The following is a 22,271-nucleotide window of genomic DNA, read 5'->3' as shown; positions in this document are numbered from 1 at the left end:
CACGGTGGGCCGGGCGACGACGGCCGGCCCCGGGCCCGCGTGCACCGGCCGCCCCTGAAATCGGCCGGGGCACGCGGAGACCCCTATGGGTGGCGCAGGGCGGTGAGCGCCTTGGCGGCACCCTGCGCACGCAGGTTCACGAAGGCCGGTGTCACCGACAGTGGTGTCGCGTAGGACTTCAGTGTCACCGGGCCCTTGACGGTCCTACCCCGGTTGACGTCGTACCACGTGCCCGCGGGGAGACGGATGTCCCGTGACGCCGACCCGGTGAGGTTCGGTGCCGCGAGGACCGCCGGGCCCAGCATCCACTCGTCGTCGACCGTGTAACTCGGCCTGTCCTGGGGGAAGTCGAAGAACAGCGGTCGCACGATCGGGTCACCGGTCGTCCGCGCCCGCCGGACCTGGTCCCAGATGTACGGTGCGAGCCGCTCGTGCCGGGTGATCGCCTCGCGGTACAGGGCGACCGTCCGGTCGTCGTACGGCACCTGCTGACCGGTCGTCACATCCGTGGTGCCCGCCGGTGACGTCGACGCGTACATCAGCGGCATGTACGACGAGGACTGCGCCCAGCGCACCAACACGTCCTTCGCCGGCGCGGGTTGGCCCAGTGAGCCGCCGATCATGTCGGTCTCGACGAAGGGGTAGCCGATGGTGGACAGGGCGAGGTTCTGCGAGACGGACGCCTGGAGCGAGTTCCAGCCGGTGCCCTTGTCCACCTGCCGGACGACGAACCCGGCCTCGTGCGCCGCGCTGCCCCAGTGGACGCGGATGCCCGCGCCCTGGAGGTCGTAGGAGTCGGCGAGTTGTGAGCCGAGGCGCTGGTAGTCGGCGCGGGTGTATCCGGCGCGCGGGGCGCACCGGTCGTCGAAGAAGCGGGTGTCGAACTTCAGGCCGTCGACGCCGTAGGTGTCCATCAGGGTCTTCAGGTTGCCCTGGTACCAGGCCTTCGCGGCCGGGTTGCCGAGGTCGACGATGCCGGCGGTGCCGTTCCACCAGGTGACCGTGCACGGCTTCGTCGGGTCGGCCGCGTCGTGGAGGAGGTAGTCGTGGTCGGCCGCGTACTGGTAGTTGGTGGAGTCGAGGTTGATCCAGAGGGTGACCCAGAGGCCGAAGTCGTAGCCCAGGGCGTGGATCCGCGCGGACATCGCCTTGGGGTCGGGGTAGGCCTTCGGGTCGAAGGTCATGTTGCCGTAGTTGGACTCCCACTTGTCGTCGAGCTGGATGGTGTGGCCGTCAAGTCCCTCGTCGTGCAGGGCGGTTGCGTAGGCGAGGAGCTTCTCCTGGCTCACGTCGGTGTAGAACTGCGCCCACGAGTTCCACAGCGGCTTCTCGTACTGCTCGTACGGGGCGTCGCTCTGGCGCGGGGTGCCGACGACGCCGATGTAGTCGTCGTAGACCGCGCGCGGTGTCGACTCGACGAACACCGTGGCCCGGTAGGTGCCGCCCGAGTACACGCCGAAGCGGCCCAGGCCGTCCTGGCCGGCGTTGAGGGAGACGTCCATCGTGTCGCCGGTGTCGACGTACAGCCCGGCCGAACTCTCCGTGTACCAGAAGGGATCGACCATCTCGTAGGACGCCGGTCCGAAGTCCGGCTGCTCGACCTGCCCGGCGTCCAGCGGCCACGGCTGGTCGGTGTACGGGCCGCCGGACGGGGTGGTCGTCTCGCCGTGGCCGTACCAGTGGCCGGAGGCGGAGAGGCCGTAGACGAGGCTCAGTTCCGCCGCCTCGGCCCCCGTGACGTCCCAGTCGAGTCGGTAGCGGTCGGCGGCGGGGGTCAGGCGGGCCTCGACGCGCACGCCGGGGAGGGTCGTGGCGGCCGTCAGGGTGAGCACGCCGGCGTGCCAGTTCCAGCCGGTGAGGGTGGTCGCGTGCTGCCAGCCGGAGGGCGAACCGGCCCTGAAGCGGAGGGAGTCGGCGGCCGTCGCGAGGACCGTGCGGCCCGATCGTCGTGTGGTGAGGGCGAGTCGGCCGTGGGTCGGCACGGTGACGGAGTAGCCGGGAGCGTCGGCTGACGGCGGGACGTTCAGCGCCAGCGCGGCCGGGGAGGCGGAGACGGTCGGGCGGCCCGGGGTGTTCGCCGGGGTGCCGTGGGCCGTCGAGGGGAGGAACGCCATGGTCAGGGCGGTCGCGAGGAGGCAGCCGAACTTGCGGGAAAAGATGCGCACCACTCATGTCCTTCTGTGGGGGACGGGAGAGTCATGGGGTCGCCGTGCAGCAGCGCTGTTCTTTTCTGCTCGTTTTGGCCGATGTTCTTGCGTGAAACGTCATCTGTCAACGGCTGCGACCCCGCCCGCGGAGACCTGGCCCACGGCTTCACGTGCGTCGCCGCGTCCCGAGAGGCAGCAAGCCGAAACCCCCGGGCGCCGTCGTGAACGGCGCCCGGGGGCAGGGTGGTTGGGGAGCGAGGGTCAGGCCGTCACGGTCTCCGGGCGCGATGCCTCGCGGGGAGCACGGGTGCCGAGCAGTTCCGTCGGGACCCTGTGGGTCTCGCGCGCCGAGACCGCCGCGATGACCGGCGGGACGCAGAGGGCCGCCGTGAACAGTGCCACCGACGACCAGTCCGTGCCGTCAGGACCCGCGATCCGCGCGGCGAAGGTGACCGCGAACCCGGCCACGGCGAAGCCGATCTGGGTGCCGATCGCCACGCCGGACAGCCGGACGCGGGTCGAGAACATCTCGCCGTAGAAGGAGGGCCAGACGCCGTTCGCGGCGCTGTAGACCACGCCGAAGGCGACGATGCCGAGGATCAGGGTGAGGGCGTAGGAGCCGGTCGAGATCGCCCAGAGGTAGAGGAACATCGTGAGGGCGCTGCCGACCGCGCCGATCAGATAGACCGGGCGGCGGCCGATGCGGTCGGAGAGCGCGGCCCACAGGGGGATCGCGGCCAGCGCCACGAGGTTGGCGAGCGCGCCCACCCACAGCATGGACGAGCGGGACATGCCGACGGAGTCACTGGTCGCGTAGGCCAGCGCCCACACCGTGAAGATCGTGGAGACCGAGGCGATGAGCGCGCCCGCGATCACCCGCAGGACGTCCGCCCAGTGCTCGCGCAGCAGGACCACGAGGGGCAGTGCGACGACGCCCTCGGTCGCGGCCTGTTCGGCGAAGGCCGGGGTCTCCTGGAGGCTGCGGCGGATGAAGTAGCCCGCGACCGCGACCAGCACGCTCGCCCAGAAGGGGACGCGCCAGCCCCACGACAGCAGCTGGCTGTCCGGGAGTTGGGCCACGGCGAGGAACACGAGCGTGGCGATCAGCTGGCCGCCCTGGGTGCCGCCCAGGGTGAAACTGGTGAAGAAGCCACGCCGGCCCGGCGGCGCGTGCTCCAGCGTCATCGAACTCGCGCTGGCCTGCTCGCCCGCCGCCGAGATCCCCTGGAGGACCCGGCACAGCACGAGCAGCACCGGGGCCAGGCCGCCCACCTGGGCCCGGGTGGGCAGACAGCCGATGAGGAACGTCGACAGGCCCATCAGCAGCAGCGTGAAGATCATGATCTTCTTGCGGCCGACCCGGTCGCCGAAGTGCCCGAGGAACAGCGCGCCGACCGGCCGGGCCGCGTAGGCGACACCGAAGGTCGCGAGCGAGAGCAGGGTCGCGGTGGCAGGGTCCGAGTCGTCGAAGAAGACCTTCGGAAAGATCAGGGCGGCTGCGCTGCCGTAGATGAAGAAGTCGTAGTACTCCAGGGCGCTGCCGATCCAGGCGGCGGTGGCCGCCTTCTTCGGCTGCCCGACGGCGGTGGCGGGGACGGACACGGCTTGCTCCTTCGGGGGAACTCCACCGTGGGCGGAGTGAGCGGAGGCGGGGAGTGTGCGGCGGGGGACGCGGGGCGGGGCGATGGTGTGAGGGGAGTGGGGAGAGCAGGGGGCGCGGAGAGAGCGGGGGGAGCGGTGGCGCCGGGGCGTGGTTAATTAACCCACTGGGTAGTTAGTCTCGGTGGGTAGGGATGTTGCGCTCCCGTTTCGCGGGTGTCAAGAGGGGGCGTCCGGCGACTTCAGTCGGTCGCGCGCTCCGCCGTGAGGTAGGCGATCACCATGTCGCCCAGCATGGTCCGGTAGTGCTCGCGCTGCGCCGGAGCCACCAGGTCGCGGCCGAACAGGGCGCCGAAGGTGTGCCGGTTGGCGACCCGGAAGAAGCAGAAGGAACTGATCATCGCGTGCAGGTCGACGGCGTCCACGTCGGCCGTGAACAGGCCGGACCGCTGCCCCGCCTCCAGGATGCGGCGGATCACGTCGAGGGCGGGCGAGCCGATCCTGCCGAGCTTCTCGGAGGCGGCGATGTGCTCGGCGCCGTGGATGTTCTCGATGGACACCAGGCGGATGAAGTCCGGGTGCTGCTCGTGGTGGTCGAAGGTCAGCTCGGCGAGCCGGCGGATGGCCGCGACCGGGTCCAGGTGCTCGACGTCCAGGCCGCGTTCGGCCTCGCGGATCACGCCGTAGGACCGTTCCAGGACGGCGGTGAAGAGCTGTTCCTTGCCGCCGAAGTAGTAGTAGATCATCCGCTTGGTGGTGCGGGTGCGGGCGGCGATCTCGTCGACGCGGGCGCCGTCGTAGCCGGCCCGGGCGAACTCGTGGGTCGCCACGTCGAGGATCTCGGCCTTGGTGCGGGCGGCGTCGCGGATCCGCCCGTTCGGTCGTGCCGGTTCTTCGACGCTGGTCATCGGGTTCCTTCGGGCGAGGGGCCAGTGCCGGTGATTCTAGAAGCCGGTTGTCCGCGGGCGGACGCCGAGTCGGCCGCCGGGGCTTCCCGTGGGGCGGCGATGCTGATATAGCTAACATACTAGTTCGTACATTAGTGAGCCACTCAGGAGGGCCGCCGTGGCCGATGTCTTCAAGGACTCGTACGACGCCGAGGGCACGGCCGGCTCCGGGGCCGGAGGCGCGGACGGGTCCGGGCGGTCGTATCTCGTCGGGCTGATCGGTTCCGGTATCGGGCCCTCCCTCAGCCCGGCCCTGCACGAGCGAGAGGCCGACCGCCAGGGGCTGCGCTACGTGTACCGGCTCATCGACATCGACAAGCTCCGAGCGGGACCGGAGGTGGTGGGCGAACTGGTGCGTGCCGCCCGCGACCTGGGCTTCGACGGGCTCAACATCACGCACCCGTGCAAGCAGCTCGTCATCGACCACCTCGACGGACTCGCCCCGCAGGCCGAGGCGCTGGGCGCGGTCAACACCGTGGTCTTCGAGGCCGACGGCCGCGCGACCGGCCACAACACCGACGTCACCGGTTTCGCCGCGTCGTTCGCGCGGGGCCTGCCCGACGCACCCATGGAGCGGGTCGTCCAGCTCGGCGCGGGCGGCGCGGGCGCGGCCGTCGCGCATGCCACGCTCACCCTGGGCGCCGGGCGCGTCACCGTCGTGGACGCGCTGCCCGAACGCGCCACGGCCCTCGCCGCCGCCCTGAACCGTCACTTCGGCCCGGACCGCGCGACCGGCGCCACCCCCGACCGGCTGCCCGAACTGCTCGCCGCCGCCGACGGCATCGTCCACGCCACACCCACCGGCATGGCCGCCCACCCCGGACTCCCCTTCCCCGCCCGGCTGTTGCACTCCGGGCTGTGGGTCGCCGAGGTGGTCTACCGCCCGCTGGAGACCCAACTCCTCGCCACAGCGCGCGCGTTGGGCTGCGCCACCCTCGACGGCGGCGGCATGGCGGTCTTCCAGGCGGCGGACGCGTTCCGCCTGTTCACCGGCCGGGAACCCGACAGCGCGCGGATGCTCGCGCACATCGCGGAACTGGCCGGCGCCGTGCCCGCGCCCAAGTAGGGCCCTGTCCGGGCCGGGACGGATCGCCGTCCGCGCCGGACAGCAACCCGACCGGGCCGCACCCGGAGCGAGCCAGGACCCAGCCAGGACCGAGTCAGGACCCGATCAGCGAGGTACTCCGATGCGTACGTCCATTGCCACCGTCTCCCTCAGCGGCTCCCTGACCGAGAAGCTCACCGCCGCCTCACGGGCCGGATTCGACGGCGTCGAGATCTTCGAAAACGACCTCCTCGCCAGCCCGCTCACCCCCGAGGAGATCCGCGCCCGGTGCGCCGACCTCGGCCTGACCATCGACCTCTACCAGCCGATGCGGGACGTGGAGGCCGTGCCCGAGGCCGAGTTCGCGCGGAACCTGCGCCGCGCCCGGCACAAGTTCGAGCTGATGCGCAGGCTCGGCACCGACACCGTCCTCGTCTGCTCCAGCGTCTCCCCGCTCGCCGCGGACGACGACGCGCTCGCCGCCGCCCAGCTCGGCCGACTCGCCGACCTCGCCCAGGAGTTCGGGGTCCGGGTCGCGTACGAGGCACTCGCCTGGGGCCGGCACGTCAGCACGTACGACCACGCCTGGCGGATCGTCGAGGCCGCCGGGCATCCCGCCCTCGGAACCTGTCTCGACAGCTTCCACATCCTGTCCCGGGGCTCCGACCCGAAGGGCATCGCCGACATCCCCGGCGAGAAGATCTTCTTCCTCCAGCTCGCCGACGCCCCGCTGCTCGCGATGGACGTCCTGCAGTGGAGCCGCCACTACCGCTGCTTCCCGGGACAGGGCGGCTTCGACGTCGCCGGACTCGTGCGCCACGTCCTGAGCACCGGGTACGACGGGCCGCTCTCGCTGGAGATCTTCAACGACGTGTTCCGGCAGGCGGAGGCGGGCCCGACGGCGGTCGATGCCCAGCGCTCGCTGCTGGTCCTCCAGGAGACCGTCGGCCTGTCGCAGCCGCCCGCCCCGGTCGTCCCCACGGGCATCGCCTTCGCCGAACTCGTCACCTCCGACGCGGAACCCGTGACCGGGCTGCTCGCCGCCCTCGGCTTCACCCGCACCGCCCGCCACCACGGCAAACCGGTGGACCTGTGGCAGCAGGGCGAGGCCCGCATCCTGGTCAACACCGGCCCCGCCCTGCGCAGGGACGGCACCGCTCTCGCCGCGATCGGCCTGGAGTCACCGGACCCGGAGGGCGCCGCCCGCCGCGCCGAGGCCCTCCTCGCACCGGTCCTGCCCCGCCGCCGTACCCCCGAGGACGCCCGGCTCGACGCCGTGGCCGCACCCGACGGCACGGAACTCTTCTTCTGCGCACCGGACACCCCCGAACACCCGGGCTGGCGCGCCGACTTCGCCGACACCCAGGGCCAACTCCCGCAGGAGACAGGCCTCCGGCACCCCACCCTCGCTCAACGGCCCGCGGCCGTCCGGCGCATCGACCACCTCGCCCTCACCCAGCCCTGGCACCACTTCGACGAGGCGACCCTCTTCCACCGCGCCGTCCTGGGGCTCCGGGCACAGGAGAGCGTCGACGTCGCCGACCCCTACGGCCTGTTGCGCAGCCGTGCCGTCACCACCCCCGACGGCGGCGTCCGGATCGCGCTGAGCGTCGGCGCGGCCCCGGGCGAGGACGGCGCCCACGCCCAGCACATCGCCCTCGCGACCGACGACGTGGTCGCCGCGGCCCGCCGCTTCATCGACTCAGGCGGCCGGACGCTGCGCATCCCCGCGAACTACTACGACGACCTCGCGGCCCGATTCGACTTCGCCGAGGGCGAGTTGGAGACGTACCAGGACCTCGGCATCCTCTACGACCGGGACGCCGGCGGCGAGTTCCGGCACTGCTACACGCGGACCGTCGGCCGGGTCTTCTTCGAACTCGTCCAGCGCGAGCCGGGCTACCGGGGCTACGGCGCGCAGAACGCGCCGGTGCGGCTGGCCGCCCAGCACACCGCGAAGCGCCTCACTGGCGGCTGACGGTCCTGGTCACGCCGGTGACCACCGTCGTGGCGAGGATCCAGCCGGTGATGATCAGGGCGTAGGCGAGGTACTGGTACCAGCCGTCCGGCGCGAACGCCTCCTCCTGCCCGAAGGAGATCACCGGCAGCAGCAGGTCGAGGGTGTAGAACACCGGGTTGAAGTGCGGGGCCTCGGACGCCTTCAGGGCGTGCGGATGATGCAGACCGTAGGCGACGGAGCCGATCGCCAGCAGCGACAGCAGCCAGGCGCAGGCGCGCAGCGGGCGGAAGCCGTAGCCGACGGTGGCGTCCTGGACGTAGCCCCACACGCGGCCGTACCAGGGGCGGGTGCCGCGGAACCGGCGCTGCTTGGCGAGTTGGACCCGCCGGGCGGCCTGGTCGTCGCCGACGCGGCGGTAGGCGGCGGCCAACTCCTCGTAGGCGTGCGGTACATAGCCGTCGCCGTCGCGTTCCAGCATGGTCAGGCGGCGCTCGGCGGGCTCGTGCGGGATGAGCGAGGTGTAGGCGAGACTGGTGAGGTAGACCCGCTCCGGGAGGACCCGCGGCTCCAGCAGCAGCACGTCGATCTGGGCGTTGCGCAGCACCACTCCGCCCCGGACGGGCGGGCTCTCGCGCAGCCAGAGTTCGCCCATGGTGGTGCTGGACGCCAGCAGCGCGGAACCGCCGGGGTTGGACAGGCTCGTGTACGACAGGTCCAGCCGGCCCGAGATGCGTGCGCCGCGCAGGCCGACCCAGCCCTCCACCCGGGCCTCCCGCAGCAGGAAGTTGCCCTCCACGGCGAGGACTTCGGCGTCGACGGCCGAGCCCCCGGGGTTGCGGAAGTCCACCGTGTTGAAGTGGACGGACCCGGCGACGCTCGCGCCGCTGAGCCGTATCTGTCCCCGGGTGCGCAGCCCCGTCGCCCGCAGATCGTCGCCCACGGCGGCCTGGTTGAGCTGGAGCACCGGCTCCTCCGCGGCCGGGGCGATGATCTCCGCGCCCTCCATGAACAGGCTCCCGGCGATCTTCGCCCCGGCCAGCCGCACCACTCCGCGGAACCGCGACCGGGTCAGCCGCAGGACGCCGTCGACCCGCATCGCGTGGGCGGTGAGACCGGGCAGCACCGAGTCGCCGAAGTTGAGTTCACGCAGGCGGGAGGCGTAGAAGCGGGGCACGTCGTCGAAGTGGCAGTACCGCAGCCGGACGGGCTGGTCGATCGTCGCGTACTGGAGGTCGAGCCTGCCGGTGATCCGGGCGCCCGCCAGGCTCAGCGACGCTATCTCCCCGGCTTCCCTGGGCCCGTTGAGCACCAGGGCCCGCAACACGTGGGCGCGGATGGTCCGTTCGGGCCCCCAGCCGTCGCCGAGGGCCACGTCCTCGTCGTCCGCCGTGCGGAAGTCGACGGACTCGCCCAACGGGAAGGCCCGCCAGACCTGTTCCTCGGCCGGTGTCAGATCGGTGATCTCCATCAGGCGGGACTCTAGCCGGGGCGGGCGTGCGGGCACAGAGGACGGCGACGGCCCGGACCGCACGCCAACGCGCGGTCCGGGCCGTGGAGTTGTGCCGTCGCTACGGCCGGGTGTTCCACTCCGCGATCACCGGGCGGTCGTGCTCGGTGGACAGCCGGCTGACCGTGCCGGTGGCCAGCTGGAACAGGCGGCCGTCCGCCGCGGGCAGTCCCAGCCGCCGGGCGGTGAGGACGCGCAGGAAGTGCGCGTGGGCCACGAGGATCACGTCACCGTCCACCAGTGAGGCGTCCACCCGCTTCAGGACCTGGTCGGCGCGGGCGCCGATCTCGTCCGGGGACTCGCCCGGGTGCCCGGCGGGGCCCGGCGGCACCCCGTCGGTCCACAGGTACCAGTCGGGGCGGGTGCGGTGGATGTCGGCGGTGGTGACGCCCTCGTAGGCGCCGTAGTCCCACTCGTGCAGGTCGGGGTCGGGTGCGGCCCCGGTGATGCCCGCGAGTTCGGCGGTGCGTATCGCACGGCCGAGCGGACTGGTCAGTGCGAGAGCGAAGGCCCGGCCCGAGAGGAGCGGAGCGAGGGACGTGGCCTGTCCCTCGCCGTGCTCGGTGAGGGGCAGGTCGGTCCAGCTGGTGTGCTGGCCCGACACGCTCCACTCCGTCTCGCCGTGGCGGACCAGCAGAAGATCCCCCACGGCGCGCCTACTTGGACTCGACGGCGTGGCCGCCGAACTGGTTGCGCAGTGCGGCGACCATCTTCATCTGCGGTGAGTCGTCCTGGCGTGAGGCGAACCGGGCGAACAGGGAGGCGGTGATCGCGGGCAGCGGCACGGCGTTGTCGATGGCGGCCTCGACGGTCCAGCGGCCCTCGCCGGAGTCCTCGGCGTAGCCCTTGAGCTTGTCCAGGTGCTCGTCGTCGTCGAGGGCGTTGACGGCCAGGTCCAGCAGCCAGGAACGGATGACCGTGCCCTCCTGCCAGGAGCGGAAGACCTCGCGGACGTCGGTGACGGAGTGGACCTTCTCCAGCAGTTCCCAGCCCTCGGCGTAGGCCTGCATCATGGCGTACTCGATGCCGTTGTGGACCATCTTGGAGAAGTGGCCCGCGCCGACCTTGCCGGCGTGGACGAAGCCGAAGTCGCCCTCGGGCTTGAGGGCGTCGAAGACCGGCTGGACCTTGGCGATGTTCTCGGCGTCGCCGCCGACCATCAGGGCGTAGCCGTTCTTCAGGCCCCAGACGCCGCCCGAGACGCCCGCGTCGACGAACCCGATGCCCTTGGCGCCCAGTTCTTCGGCGTGCTTCTCGTCGTCCGTCCAGCGGGAGTTGCCGCCGTCCACGATGACGTCGCCGGCCTCGAGCAGGTCGCCCAGCTCGTCGATGACCGACTGGGTCGGGGCGCCGGCCGGGACCATCACCCAGACCGTGCGCGGAGCTTCGAGCTTGCCGACCAGTTCGGCCAGGTCGCTCACGTCGGAGACCTCGGGGTTGCGGTCGTAGCCGATGACGGTGTGGCCCGCGCGGCGGATGCGCTCGCGCATGTTGCCGCCCATCTTGCCGAGACCGATGAGGCCCAACTTCATCGCAGTCATGTCAGTTTCACTTCTTCCGGAGAGTGCGGTAGGCGGCCACGAGGGCGGCGGTGGAGGAGTCGAGCCCGGGGACGTCGGCGCCGTCGGTGAGGGCGGGTTCGACGCGCTTGGCGAGGACCTTGCCGAGCTCGACACCCCACTGGTCGAAGGAGTCGATGTTCCAGACCGCGCCCTGGACGAACACCTTGTGCTCGTAGAGGGCGATCAGCTGGCCGAGCACGGAGGGGGTCAGCTCGCGGGCGAGGATGGTCGTCGTGGGGTGGTTGCCCTTGAACGTCTTGTGCGGCACCAGTTCCTCGGGCACGCCCTCCGCGCGCACCTCGTCGGGCGTCTTGCCGAACGCCAACGCCTGCGTCTGCGCGAAGAAGTTGGCCATCAACAGGTCGTGCTGCGCCGTGAGCCCGTCACTCAGCTCGCCGACCGGGTTGACGAAGCCGATGAAGTCGGCCGGGATCAACTTCGTGCCCTGGTGGATGAGTTGGTAGTACGCGTGCTGACCGTTGGTGCCGGGTGTGCCCCACACCACCGGGCCGGTCTGCCACTCCACCGGATTCCCGTCCCGGTCCACGGACTTGCCGTTGGACTCCATGTCCAGCTGCTGCAAGTAGGCCGTGAACTTGGAGAGGTAGTGCGAGTACGGCAGTACGGCGTGCGACTGGGCGTCGTGGAAGTTGCCGTACCAGACGCCCAACAGACCCAGCAGCAACGGCACGTTGGACTCGGCGGGTGCGGTGCGGAAGTGCTCGTCGACGAGGTGGAAGCCGTCGAGCATCTCGCGGAAGCGGTCCGGGCCGATGGCGATCATCAGGGAGAGACCGATCGCCGAGTCGTACGAGTAGCGTCCGCCGACCCAGTCCCAGAACTCGAACATGTTGTCCGTGTCGATGCCGAAGTCCGACACCTTCCCGGCGTTCGTCGACAGCGCCACGAAGTGCTTGGCGACGGCGTCCTGACCGGCCTTCAGCTCGGTGAGGAGCCAGTCGCGGGCGGAGGTCGCGTTGGTGATCGTCTCGATGGTGGTGAACGTCTTCGAGGCGATGATGAACAGCGTCTCCGCCGCGTCGAGGTCGCGGGTCGCCTCGTGCAGGTCGGCGCCGTCCACGTTCGACACGAACCGGACCGTCAGACCGCGGTCCGTGAAGCTGCGCAGCGCCTCGTAGGCCATCGCCGGACCGAGGTCGGAGCCGCCGATCCCGATGTTGACGACGTTCCTGATGCGCCTGCCGGTGTGGCCGGTCCACTCGCCGGAGCGGACCCGGTCCGCGAAGCCGGCCATCTTGTCGAGCACCGCGTGGACCTGCGGCACCACGTTCTCGCCGTCGACCTCGATCACCGCGTCACGCGGCGCGCGCAGAGCGGTGTGCAGGACCGCGCGGTCCTCGGTCACGTTGATCTTCTCACCGCGGAACATGGCGTCCCGGAGACCGAACACGCCGGTGGCGGTGGCGAGTTCCTGGAGCAGGGCGAGGGTCTCGTCCGTGATCAGGTGCTTGGAGTAGTCGATGCGCAGATCGCCGACGGTGACGACGTACCGCTCCGCGCGCTCCGGGTCCGCGGCGAACAACTCACGCAGCTGCGGGCTCAGACCGGCCGCGCGGTGGTCCTCCAGCGCGACCCACTCCGGGCGCCGGGTGAGCTTGGGGGAGTCAGGCATGACGGGCGGTCTCCTTGGTGCCCTCGGCCCGCAGGGCGATGGCGTACATCTCGTCGGCGTCGAGGCGCCGCAGCTCCTCGGCGATCAGTTCGGAGGTGGTGCGGACCTTCAGCGCGAGGGTGCGGGAGGGCTGTCCGGGAAGGGTCAGCGTGGCCAGCGGGCCGTCGGGGCGGTCGATGACGACCTCGCCGCCCGCCGTGCCCAGCCGGACGGCCGTGACGACCGGTCCCGCCGTGACCACGCGCTCGATCTTCACCTTGAGGCGGGCCTCCAGCCAGCGGGCCAGCAGCTCGGCGGCCGGGTTGTCGGCCTCGCTCTCCACGGCACCCGAGGTGATCTTGGACTTGGCCTGGTCGAGGGCCGCCGCCAGCATCGAGCGCCACGGCGTCAGCCGGGTCCAGGCGAGGTCGGTGTCGCCGGGCGCGTAGGAACGGGCCCGGGAGTCCAGCGCCACCAGCGGGTCCGCCGCCGCGTACAGGTCGGTGATCCGGCGCTGCGCGAGGGCGCCCAGCGGGTCCTTCGCCGGGACCTCGGGGGCGTCCCCGGGCCACCAGACGACGACCGGCGCGTCCGGCAGCAGCAGCGGCAGCACCACGGAGTCGGCGTGGTCGGACACCTCGCCGTAGGTCCGCAGCACGACCGTCTCGCCGGTGCCGGCGTCGGCGCCCACCCGGACCTCGGCGTCGAGGTGCGAGTTGGTGCGGTCGCGCGGGGTGCGCGCGTGCCGCTTGATGACGACCAGGGTGCGCGAGGGGTGCTCGTGCGAGGCCTCCTCGGCCGCCTTGATCGAGTCGTAGGCGTTCTCCTCGTCCGTGACGATGACCATCGTCAGGACCATGCCCACGGCAGGGGTGCCGATGTCGCGGCGACCCTGCACCAGCGCCTTGTTGATCTTGCTTGCCGTGGTGTCGCTCAGGTCGATCTTCATGGCCTGCGCCAGCTCCGTCCGTCTCGTGCGAGCATCTCGTCCGCCTCCTCGGGACCCCAGCTGCCCGAGGAGTACTGCGCGGGCCTGCCGTTCTGTGCCCAGTACTCCTCGATCGGGTCGAGGATCTTCCAGGACTCTTCCACTTCCTGGTGGCGCGGGAACAGGTTGGCGTCGCCGAGCAGCACATCCAGGATGAGCCGCTCGTACGCCTCGGGGCTCGACTCCGTGAACGACTCGCCGTAGGCGAAGTCCATGGACACGTCCCGGATCTCCATCGAGGTGCCGGGCACCTTCGAGCCGAAGCGGACCGTCATGCCCTCGTCGGGCTGGACCCGGATGACGATCGCGTTCTGGCCCAGCTCCTCGGTGGCGCTGGAGTCGAAGGGGGAGTGCGGGGCGCGCTTGAAGACGACCGCGATCTCCGTGACGCGCCGGCCCAGGCGCTTGCCGGTGCGCAGATAGAAGGGGACGCCCGCCCAACGGCGGTTGTCGACCTCCAGCTTGACGGCCGCGAAGGTGTCGGTCTTCGACTGCGGGTCGATGCCGTCCTCCTGGAGGTAGCCGACGACCTTCTCGCCGCCCTGCCAGCCCTCCGCGTACTGCCCGAACACCGTGTGCTCGCCCAGTTCCTCCGGCAGCCGCACCGACTTCAGCACCTTGAGCTTCTCGGTGAGCAGCGCCTCCTCGTCGAAGGCGATCGGCTCCTCCATGGCGGTGAGCGCCATCAGCTGCAGCAGGTGGTTCTGGATGACGTCACGGGCCGAACCGATGCCGTCGTAGTACCCGGCGCGCCCGCCGATGCCGATGTCCTCGGCCATCGTGATCTGGATGTGGTCGACGTACGACCGGTTCCAGATCGGCTCGTACATCTGGTTGGCGAAGCGCAGCGCCAGGATGTTCTGGACGGTCTCCTTGCCGAGGTAGTGGTCGATGCGGAACACCTGGTCCGGGTCGAACACCTCGTGCACGATCTTGTTCAGCTCGCGCGCGCTCTTCAGGTCGCGGCCGAACGGCTTCTCGATGACCGCGCGCCGCCAGGAACCCTCGGGCGCGTCCGCGAGGCCGTGCTTCTTCAGCTGCTGGACGACCTTCGGGAAGAACTTCGGCGGTACGGAGAGGTAGAACGCGTAGTTGCCGCTGGTGCCGCGCGAGGTGTCCAGCTCGTCGACGGCCGCGCGCAGTTGCTTGAACGCGGTGTCGTCGTCGAAGTCGCCGGGGATGAACCGCATGCCCTCGGCGAGCTGCTGCCAGACCTCCTCGCGGAACTCGGTCCGCGCGTGCTCGCGCACCGAGTCGTGGACCACCTGCGCGAAGTCCTGGTCCTCCCAGTCGCGTCGGGCGAACCCGACGAGGGAGAAGCCCGGCGGCAGCATGCCGCGGTTGGCCAGGTCGTAGACGGCCGGCATCAGCTTCTTGCGGGACAGGTCGCCGGTGACACCGAAGATGACCAGCCCGGACGGGCCCGCGATACGCGGGAGCCGGCGGTCGCGCGCGTCCCGCAGCGGGTTGTCCCAGTCGTCCGTCAGGGCGTCGGTGATCTCCTCGACGGTCAGGTCCCGCACGGCCGGTCCGGCCGGTTTCGTCTCGGGAAGTTCCTTGCTCATTCCCCGTCGACCCCCTTGCTGCTCAGCGACTTCGCGACGGCGTCCAGCAGGTCCTGCCAGGCCACCTCGAACTTGGCGACGCCCTCGTCCTCCAGCTGCTTGACGACGACGTCGTACGAGATGCCCAGCCGCTCCACGGCGTCCAGGTCGGCGCGGGCCTCGGCGTAGCCGCCGGTCACCGTGTCGCCGTGGATGTCGCCGTGGTCGGCGGTGGCGTTCAGCGTCGCCTCCGGCATGGTGTTGACCGTGCCGGGCGCGACCAGCTCGTCGACGTACAGGGTGTCCTTGTACGACGGGTCCTTCACGCCGGTCGAGGCCCACAGGGGGCGCTGCTCGGTGGCCCCGGCGGCGGCCAGAGCGGTCCAGCGGTCCGAGGAGAAGACGTCCTCGTAGGCCTCGTACGCGAGCCGCGCGTTGGCGAGGGCGGCCCTGCCCTTGAGGGCGAGTGCCTCGTCCGTGCCGACGGCGGTCAGGCGCTTGTCGATCTCGGAGTCGACACGGGAGACGAAGAAGGAGGCCACGGAGTGGATGGTCGCCAGGTCGATGCCCGCCGCGCGGGCCTTCTCCAGGCCGGCCAGGTAGGCGGCCATGACCTCGCGGTAGCGCTCCAGGGAGAAGATCAGCGTGACGTTGACGCTGATGCCCTGGCCGATGACCTCGGTGATGGCCGGGAGACCGGCCTGCGTCGCCGGGATCTTGATCATCACGTTGGCGCGGTCCACGAGCCAGGCCAGCTGCCTGGCCTCGGCGATCGTCGCCTCGGTGCGGTGGGCGAGCCGGGGGTCGACCTCGATGGAGACCCGGCCGTCCCGGCCGCCCGTCGCCTCGTGGACCGGGCGCAGGATGTCGGCGGCGGCGCGGACGTCGGCGGTGGTCATCATGCGGACGGCCTCGTCGACCGTCACCCTGCGCACGGCCAGGTCGGCCAGCTGCTCCTCGTAGCCCTCGCCGGAGCCGATGGCGGCCTGGAAGATCGAGGGGTTGGTGGTGACACCGACGACGTTCCTGGTGTCGACGAGTTCGGCGAGGTTGCCGGACTCGATCCGCTTGCGCGACAGGTCGTCCAGCCAGATGGAGACGCCCTCGTCGGACAGGCGCTTGAGAGCTCCCGCGGTCGCGGTCACTTCGGTCACTGTGATCATCTTCTTTCTGGCGATCGGATCAACCGCGCGCGGCGGCAAGGGATTCCCGTGCCGCCGCGGCGACGTTCTCGGCGGTGAAGCCGAACTCGGCGAAAAGGGTCCTGGCGTCGGCGGAGGCGCCGAAGTGTTCGAGGGAGACGATGCGGCCTGCGTCACCTGTGAACCGGTACCACGTGAGACCGATCCCGGCCTCGACCGCAACGCGGGCCTTCACGGACGGCGGAAGGACACGGTCGCGGTACTCGCGCGTCTGCTCCTCGAACCACTCCACGGACGGCATCGACACCACCCGGGTGCCCACGCCCTCGGCCTCCAGCCGCTCCCGCGCCTCGACGGCGAGGTGCACCTCGGAACCGGTCGCGATCAGCACCACGTCGGGGGTCGGGGCGGAGGAGTCCGCGAGGACGTAACCGCCGCGCGCCGCATCGGGGTTGGGCGCGTAGGTCGGCACACCCTGCCGGGTCAGCGCGAGACCGTGCGGGGCGGGCTTCGTGGCGTGCCGCTTGAGGATCTCGGCCCAGGCGACGGCCGTCTCGTTGGCGTCGGCCGGGCGCACGACGTTCAGGCCCGGGATGGCGCGCAGCGAGGCCAGGTGCTCGACCGGCTGGTGGGTGGGGCCGTCCTCGCCGAGACCGATGGAGTCGTGCGTCCACACGTACGTCACCGGGAGCTGCATCAGCGCTGACAGGCGTACGGCGTTGCGCATGTAGTCGGAGAAGACGAGGAAGGTGCCGCCGTAGACACGGGTGTTGCCGTGCAGGGCGATGCCGTTCATCTCGGCCGCCATCGCGTGCTCGCGGATACCGAAGTGGATCGTACGGCCGTACGGGTCGGCCTCCGGCAGCGGGTTGTCCTTCGGCAGGAAGGACGACGTCTTGTCGATGGTGGTGTTGTTCGAGCCGGCCAGGTCGGCGGAGCCGCCCCACAGCTCGGGCAGGACCGCTCCGAGTGCCTGGAGCACCTTGCCGGAGGCGGCGCGGGTGGCGACCGAGGAACCCTCCTCGAAGACCGGCAGGGACTGCTCCCAGCCCTCGGGGAGCTGGCCCGCGACGACGCGGTCGAAGAGCTTCGCGCGTTCGGGCCGGGCGCCGCGCCACTTGTCGATCCCCTTGTCCCAGGCGGAGTGCGCCTCGGCGCCCCGGTCCAGGGCCCTGCGGGTGTGCGCGATGACCTCGTCGGCGACCTCGAAGGACTTCTCCGGGTCGAAGCCGAGGACGCGCTTGGTGGCGGCGATCTCCTCGGCGCCGAGCGCGGAACCGTGCGAGGCCTCGGTGTTCCGGGCGTTGGGGGCGGGCCAGGCGATGATCGTGCGCATCGCGATGATGGAGGGGCGCCCGGTCTCGGCCTGCGCCGTCCTGAGCGCCGTGTACAGCGCGTGGGGGTCGATGTCGCCGTCGGCGGCGGGCTCGATGCGCTGGGTGTGCCAGCCGTAGGCCTCGTACCGCTTGAGGACGTCCTCGGAGAAGGCGGTCGCGGTGTCGCCCTCGATGGAGATGTGGTTGTCGTCGTAGACGAAGACGAGGTTGCCGAGCTTCTGGTGGCCGGCGAGCGAGGAGGCCTCGGCGGAGATGCCCTCCTCCAGGTCGCCGTCGGAGACGATCGCCCAGATGGTGTGGTCGAAGGGCGACTCGCCCTCGGGTGCCTCGGGGTCGAACAGGCCGCGCTCGTAGCGGGCGGCCATGGCCATGCCCACCGCGTTGGCGACACCCTGCCCGAGGGGTCCTGTCGTGGTCTCCACACCGGCCGTGTGCCCGTACTCGGGGTGACCAGGCGTCTTCGACCCGTGCGTGCGGAACGCCTTCAGGTCGTCGAGCTCCAGCTCGTACCCGGCGAGGTACAGCTGCGTGTACAGCGTCAGCGAGGTGTGGCCGGGGGAGAGGACGAAGCGGTCACGTCCGGTCCACTCGGGGTCCGCCGGGTCATGACGCATCACCTTCTGAAAGATCGTGTACGCGGCCGGAGCCAGTGCCATCGCGGTGCCCGGGTGTCCGTTGCCGACCTTCTGGACCGCGTCAGCGGCCAGGATGCGTGCGGTGTCGACGGCGCGGCGGTCGAGATCGGTCCACTCGAAGCTGTCAGGTGTATGGGCGTTCATCTTCAAGAAGTCCTCGGTAAGAGCGGCAGAACTGCTCGGACGCCTTCAAATCTAAAAGTCTGACTTTTATGAGGGAAGGTGCCGGTGTGTCAGCCTGTGGTGAAAGTGGGACACCGGGATGAGCGGCGAGGCGGCACGAGAAGGACATGACGGACAGAACTATCCACAACGTCGGCGGTGACGGCGACGCGATCAGAACGTTTCCCTTCCCCGTCGATCTGAGCGTCTGCGGCGTCGGCATGCAGGTCGGCCCGATGGGCACCGGCCGCACCTGGCACGCCGACGCGCCCCTGCACCGCGTCCACCGCATCGACTTCCATGTGGTGATGCTCTTCTCCGGCGGCCCGGTCCGCCACATGATCGACTTCGCCGAGTACGAGGCCGGCGCAGGCGACGTCCTGTGGATCCGCCCCGGCCAGGTCCACCGTTTCTCCCCGGCCGGCGAGTACCGCGGCAGCGTCCTGACCATGCAGCCCGGCTTCCTCCCCCGCGCCACGGTCGAGGCGACCGGCCTCTACCGCTACGACCTCCCCCCGCTCCTGCACCCCGACGAGCCCCGCCTCGCCGCCCTGCGCGCCGCCCTGGACCAGCTCCGGCGCGAGTACGAGGACACGGAGACCCTCCCGCTCAGCCTGCACACCTCGGTCCTGCGGCACTCCCTGACGGCCTTTCTGCTCCGGCTCGCGCATCTCGCCGCCAGCTCGGCCGAGGACGCCGCACGCCAGGCCGACACGACGTTCACCCTCTTCCGGGACGCCGTGGAGCAGGGCTTCGCCACCAACCACAGCGTCAGCGCCTACGCCGATGCCCTCGGCTACTCCCGCCGCACCCTGGTCCGCGCCGTGCGCGCCGCCACCGGCGAGACCCCGAAGGGCTTCATCGACAAGCGCGTCGTCCTGGAGGCGAAACGGCTGTTGGCCCACACGGATCTGCCGATCGGCCGGGTGGGAGCGGCGGTCGGCTTCCCCGACGCGGCGAACTTCTCCAAGTTCTTCCAGCAGCACACGGATGTGACACCGGCCGGGTTCCGGGCGGAACTGCGCTGACGGACCGGGGGCGGGCGGGGGCGGGGAGTCGGCGCAGAGGGGCCAGCGAGCATGGAGCGAGCCAGGAACGAGCGAGGAGCGAGCAAGGAGAAGGGGCCCCACGCGTGCGCGTGAAGCCCCTCTGTCCCGTGGGGAGTCGGTGTCAGTGGCCGAAGTCGAACCAGTTGACGTTCACGAAGTCCGCCGGCTGGCCGCTGGTGAAGGTGAGGTAGACGTCATGGGTGCCGGTGACCGAGCTGATGTTCGCGGGGACCGTTCTCCATGACTGCCAGCCCCCGGTGCCGGCCAGCGCGAAGCTGCCGACCGGGGTCGCGGTGGGGCTGTCTAGGCGCACCTCGACCAGGCCGCTGACCCCGCTCGCGGCGCCGCTCGCGACCCGGGCGTTGAACTGGGTGGCCGCCGTGGAGCCGAAGGCGACGCCCTTGTAGAGCGCCCAGTCGCCGTTGGCTATCGAGCCGATGTCCTGACCGCCGCCCGTGTCCGTGGTGGTCTCGGTGACCGTGCCGGACTGGCTGTCGTAGGACTCGGCCTGGATCGCGCTGTACGCGTCCCGGCTGCCGGTCGGCGGGGTCGTGGTACCACTCCCGCCGCCCGCCGACGAGAGCACCTGGACGTAGTCCACCGTCATCGGGTGGTTCGGGTCGGTGGCGCTGGTGGGGCCGCCGCCGAACGCGTCCGGGAAGCCGCCGCCCATCGCCACGTTCAGGATGATGAAGAAGCCGTGGTTCGTCGCGTTGGCCCAGGTCGTCGCGTCGACCTGACTTGACTTCACCGTCTCGAAGTTGACGCCGTCGAGGTAGTAGCGGATCTGCTCGGGACTCGTGGACCGGTCCCATTCCATGGCGTACGTGTGGAAGCCCGCCTGGCAGGTCGTGCCGGTGCACGACGTCGAACCGCCGATGCCCGTCGTCTCGTTGCACGGACCGCCCGGGTTCGTGCCGCAGTGCATCGTGGACCAGTCGGTGTTGAGACCCTGGACGTTCTCCATGATGTCCAACTCGCCCACGCCGGGCCAGTTCTGGTAGTTGCCCCGGAACGGCGCGCCCAGCATCCAGAACGCGGGCCAGTAGCCGAGCGCCGACGAGCCGGTGACATTGGGGAGTTGGATGCGGGCCTCGACACGCAGCTTCCCGCCGGCCGGCGGCTGGAAGTCGGTGCGGTTGGTCTCGATGCGCCCCGAGGTCCAGTTGCCGGAGGCGTCCCGGCGCGGGGTGATCAGCAGGTTGCCGTTGCCGTCGAGTGCCACGTTGTTGGTGGAGGAGGTCATCGTCTCGACCTCGCCCGTGCCCCAGTTGGCCGCGCCGCCCGGGTACGAGGTCCCGGTGTCGTACTGCCAGTTGGCGGTGGACACACCGGTGCCCGCGGCGCCGTTGAAGTCGTCGAGGAACACCTGCGTCCAGCCGGAGGGCGGTGTGGGCGCGGAGGCGTTCGCGGGCAGGGTGAAAGCGGTTGCGGTGGCGGCGGCCAGACCGAGGGTGCTGAGGACGGCGATGAGGACACGCCGTAAGGGACGGGGTCTGCGCTGCCTGTCGGAGGTGTCGCTCATGGCTGCCTCTCGGGTACGGGGTGGGGGTGCGAGTGCGGTTGCCGCGCCCGTCTGAGAGCGCTCTCAGACAGTGGGTGCGCGGTCAATGTGCTCTCAGCCACTCCGGACGTCAAGAGGTGAAGCCGGGAAAGTCCTTTCGGCGGGCGGGAGTTCAGGGGGTGAATACGGTGAAAGAGGAGGTTTCCGCTCCGCCTTTCGGCGCGACGGTCCTAGACAGCGCTTCCCGTCTTCCACTCCGCCCACGACAGGTTCCAGCCGTTGAGACCGTTGTCCGCCGCCACGGTCTTCTCGCCGGAGTTCTTCACGACGACGACGTCACCGAGCATCGAGCTCTCGTAGAACTTGTAGCCCGCCACCGAGGTGTCGTTCGCGCCCTTCGCGTCGTGCAGGCCGACGCAGCCGTGGCTGGTGTTCTCGCTGCCGAACACCGACGTGGACGCCCAGTAGTTGCCGTGCACGAACGTGCCGGAGGTGGTGAGGCGCTGGGCGTGCGGGACGTCCGAGATGTCGTACTCGTCGCCGAGGCCGACCGTCGAGGACTCCATGCGGGTCTGCTTGAACCGCTCGCTGATCACCATGATCCCGGACCAGGTGGTGTGCTGGGCGTTGCCGCCGCTGACCGGGTAGGTGGCCAGCGTCGTGCCGTCGCGCTTGACGACCATCTCCTTGGCGGCCAGGTCCACCGTGCTGATCTGCTCGCGGCCGATGTGGAAGGTGACGTCCTTGGACTGCACGCCGTAGACGCCGTCCTGGCCCTCCACGTCCTTCAGGCGCAGGCTGAGCGTGATCTTCGTGCCGGCCGCCCAGTACGTCTCGGGGCGGAAGTCGAGCCGGGTGTCGCTGAACCAGTGGCCCACGACCTCCACGGCGGGATCGGCGGTGACGGTGATCGCCTTCTGGACGGCGGACCGGTCCTCGACCGCGTGCGTGAAGTTGATCGAGACGGGCATGCCGACGCCGGAGGTGGAGTTCGCCTCGGGGGTGAAGTAGCCGACGAAGGTCTCGCCGGGCGACTTCGTGGTGAAGGTCAGCGTCTGGGCGGCGGCGCCCCGCGGCTGCGCGGCGACCGTGTACTTCGTGCCCGAGTACGGGTTCCTCGCGGACGTCCATGTCGTCCTGGCGTCGTCGAAGGTCCCGGCCAGCGTGGAGCCGTCGTTGCCGGTCACCTTCACCGCGGCGAACGTGCCGTCGGTCACCTTCACGGTGACCGGAGCCGTGAAGTCGGCCTTCCTGGTGCCGTCGGCGGGCGTGACCGTGACGGTCGGCGCCTTCGCGGCCTTCGCGGACGCCGTCGCCGACGCACCACCGCCGGAGGACGAGCTCTCCGCGGCCCCCGCCGAACCGCTGCAACCGGTCAGCACGGCGGCCGGCACCACCCCGAGCACGGTGAGGACCCCACGACGGGACCACCTCTCCGACTGCTTCTCGGACCGGTTGGATATGTGCGACACGCCCACGGCAGGCCTTCCTCCGCATGTCGCGCACACGCCCTGGCCGTACGCGACGAGAT

Annotated in this window: 16 protein-coding genes; 3 read left to right on the top strand and 13 right to left on the bottom strand. The window is 70.6% G+C overall.

Going from position 1 to position 22,271, the window contains the following annotated elements:
• Nucleotides 1-83 precede the first annotated feature (83 nt).
• From ACIPTO_RS01730 to ACIPTO_RS01720, 3 genes are all read right to left on the bottom strand, one after another.
• A complete protein-coding gene (locus ACIPTO_RS01730) occupies nucleotides 84-2,114 on the bottom strand; it encodes a glycoside hydrolase family 31 protein (protein ID WP_401189666.1) in 2,031 nt (676 codons plus the stop codon).
• Between the two features lie 294 nt (nucleotides 2,115-2,408).
• Nucleotides 2,409-3,749, bottom strand: coding sequence for an MFS transporter (locus tag ACIPTO_RS01725; protein WP_401188531.1), 1,341 nt, complete (start codon nucleotides 3,747-3,749; stop codon nucleotides 2,409-2,411).
• Between the two features lie 239 nt (nucleotides 3,750-3,988).
• Nucleotides 3,989-4,654 carry a TetR/AcrR family transcriptional regulator gene (locus ACIPTO_RS01720; protein ID WP_366311355.1) on the bottom strand — a complete coding sequence of 222 codons (666 nt, stop codon included), beginning with the start codon at nucleotides 4,652-4,654 and terminating at the stop codon, nucleotides 3,989-3,991.
• Nucleotides 4,655-4,811: 157 nt separating this feature from the next.
• Here ACIPTO_RS01720 and ACIPTO_RS01715 point away from each other — a divergent pair, with 157 nt between their 5' ends.
• Nucleotides 4,812-5,759: a shikimate dehydrogenase gene (locus ACIPTO_RS01715; RefSeq protein WP_401188528.1), complete on the top strand. Its 948-nt coding sequence runs from the start codon at nucleotides 4,812-4,814 to the stop codon at nucleotides 5,757-5,759.
• 121 nt (nucleotides 5,760-5,880) lie between these two features.
• Nucleotides 5,881-7,716: a bifunctional sugar phosphate isomerase/epimerase/4-hydroxyphenylpyruvate dioxygenase family protein gene (locus ACIPTO_RS01710; protein ID WP_401188525.1), complete on the top strand. Its 1,836-nt coding sequence runs from the start codon at nucleotides 5,881-5,883 to the stop codon at nucleotides 7,714-7,716.
• Here ACIPTO_RS01710 and ACIPTO_RS01705 read toward each other — a convergent pair.
• From ACIPTO_RS01705 to tkt, 8 genes are all read right to left on the bottom strand, one after another.
• Nucleotides 7,703-9,166, bottom strand: a complete 1,464-nt coding sequence (locus ACIPTO_RS01705; RefSeq protein WP_401188522.1) for a membrane-associated oxidoreductase — start codon at nucleotides 9,164-9,166, stop codon at nucleotides 7,703-7,705. The genes ACIPTO_RS01710 and ACIPTO_RS01705 overlap by 14 nt on opposite strands.
• Before the next feature lie 100 nt (nucleotides 9,167-9,266).
• Entirely contained in the window at nucleotides 9,267-9,854 is a 588-nt protein-coding gene (locus tag ACIPTO_RS01700; protein ID WP_401188519.1) for a histidine phosphatase family protein, read from the bottom strand.
• Nucleotides 9,855-9,861: 7 nt separating this feature from the next.
• Complete coding sequence (gnd, locus tag ACIPTO_RS01695; RefSeq protein ID WP_401189664.1) at nucleotides 9,862-10,737, bottom strand: phosphogluconate dehydrogenase (NAD(+)-dependent, decarboxylating); 876 nt, start codon at nucleotides 10,735-10,737, stop codon at nucleotides 9,862-9,864.
• A 16-nt stretch (nucleotides 10,738-10,753) separates the two neighbouring features.
• Nucleotides 10,754-12,400, bottom strand: coding sequence for a glucose-6-phosphate isomerase (gene pgi, locus ACIPTO_RS01690; RefSeq protein WP_401188516.1), 1,647 nt, complete (start codon nucleotides 12,398-12,400; stop codon nucleotides 10,754-10,756).
• Nucleotides 12,393-13,328, bottom strand: a complete 936-nt coding sequence (gene opcA / locus ACIPTO_RS01685) for a glucose-6-phosphate dehydrogenase assembly protein OpcA (protein ID WP_366311343.1) — start codon at nucleotides 13,326-13,328, stop codon at nucleotides 12,393-12,395. Before opcA ends, pgi begins: the two co-directional genes overlap by 8 nt.
• Nucleotides 13,325-14,932, bottom strand: a complete 1,608-nt coding sequence (zwf, locus tag ACIPTO_RS01680; protein WP_366311341.1) for a glucose-6-phosphate dehydrogenase — start codon at nucleotides 14,930-14,932, stop codon at nucleotides 13,325-13,327. Before zwf ends, opcA begins: the two co-directional genes overlap by 4 nt.
• Nucleotides 14,929-16,074, bottom strand: a complete 1,146-nt coding sequence (gene tal / locus ACIPTO_RS01675) for a transaldolase (protein WP_401188512.1) — start codon at nucleotides 16,072-16,074, stop codon at nucleotides 14,929-14,931. Before tal ends, zwf begins: the two co-directional genes overlap by 4 nt.
• 19 nt (nucleotides 16,075-16,093) lie before the next feature.
• A complete protein-coding gene (gene tkt / locus ACIPTO_RS01670) occupies nucleotides 16,094-18,169 on the bottom strand; it encodes a transketolase (protein WP_401188509.1) in 2,076 nt (691 codons plus the stop codon).
• A 146-nt stretch (nucleotides 18,170-18,315) separates the two neighbouring features.
• Between tkt and ACIPTO_RS01665 the strand changes: the two genes are divergently transcribed.
• Nucleotides 18,316-19,215 carry a helix-turn-helix domain-containing protein gene (locus ACIPTO_RS01665; protein ID WP_401188507.1) on the top strand — a complete coding sequence of 300 codons (900 nt, stop codon included), beginning with the start codon at nucleotides 18,316-18,318 and terminating at the stop codon, nucleotides 19,213-19,215.
• Nucleotides 19,216-19,357: 142 nt separating this feature from the next.
• On the opposite strand, the gene ACIPTO_RS01660 is transcribed toward ACIPTO_RS01665, so the two are convergent.
• Together ACIPTO_RS01660 and ACIPTO_RS01655 are read right to left on the bottom strand one after the other, a co-directional pair.
• Nucleotides 19,358-20,761, bottom strand: a complete 1,404-nt coding sequence (locus ACIPTO_RS01660; protein WP_366311333.1) for a glycoside hydrolase family 16 protein — start codon at nucleotides 20,759-20,761, stop codon at nucleotides 19,358-19,360.
• Between the two features lie 209 nt (nucleotides 20,762-20,970).
• Nucleotides 20,971-22,218, bottom strand: a complete 1,248-nt coding sequence (locus ACIPTO_RS01655; protein WP_401188504.1) for an Ig-like domain-containing protein — start codon at nucleotides 22,216-22,218, stop codon at nucleotides 20,971-20,973.
• Between the last annotated feature and the right edge of the window lie 53 nt (nucleotides 22,219-22,271).

The organism is Streptomyces sp. NPDC090083 (assembly GCF_044747445.1).
In the GTDB taxonomy this organism is placed as follows: Bacteria; Actinomycetota; Actinomycetes; order Streptomycetales; family Streptomycetaceae; genus Streptomyces.
Note: the sequence above shows the minus strand (reverse complement) of the source record. Positions and strands in the feature narration are given on the sequence as shown.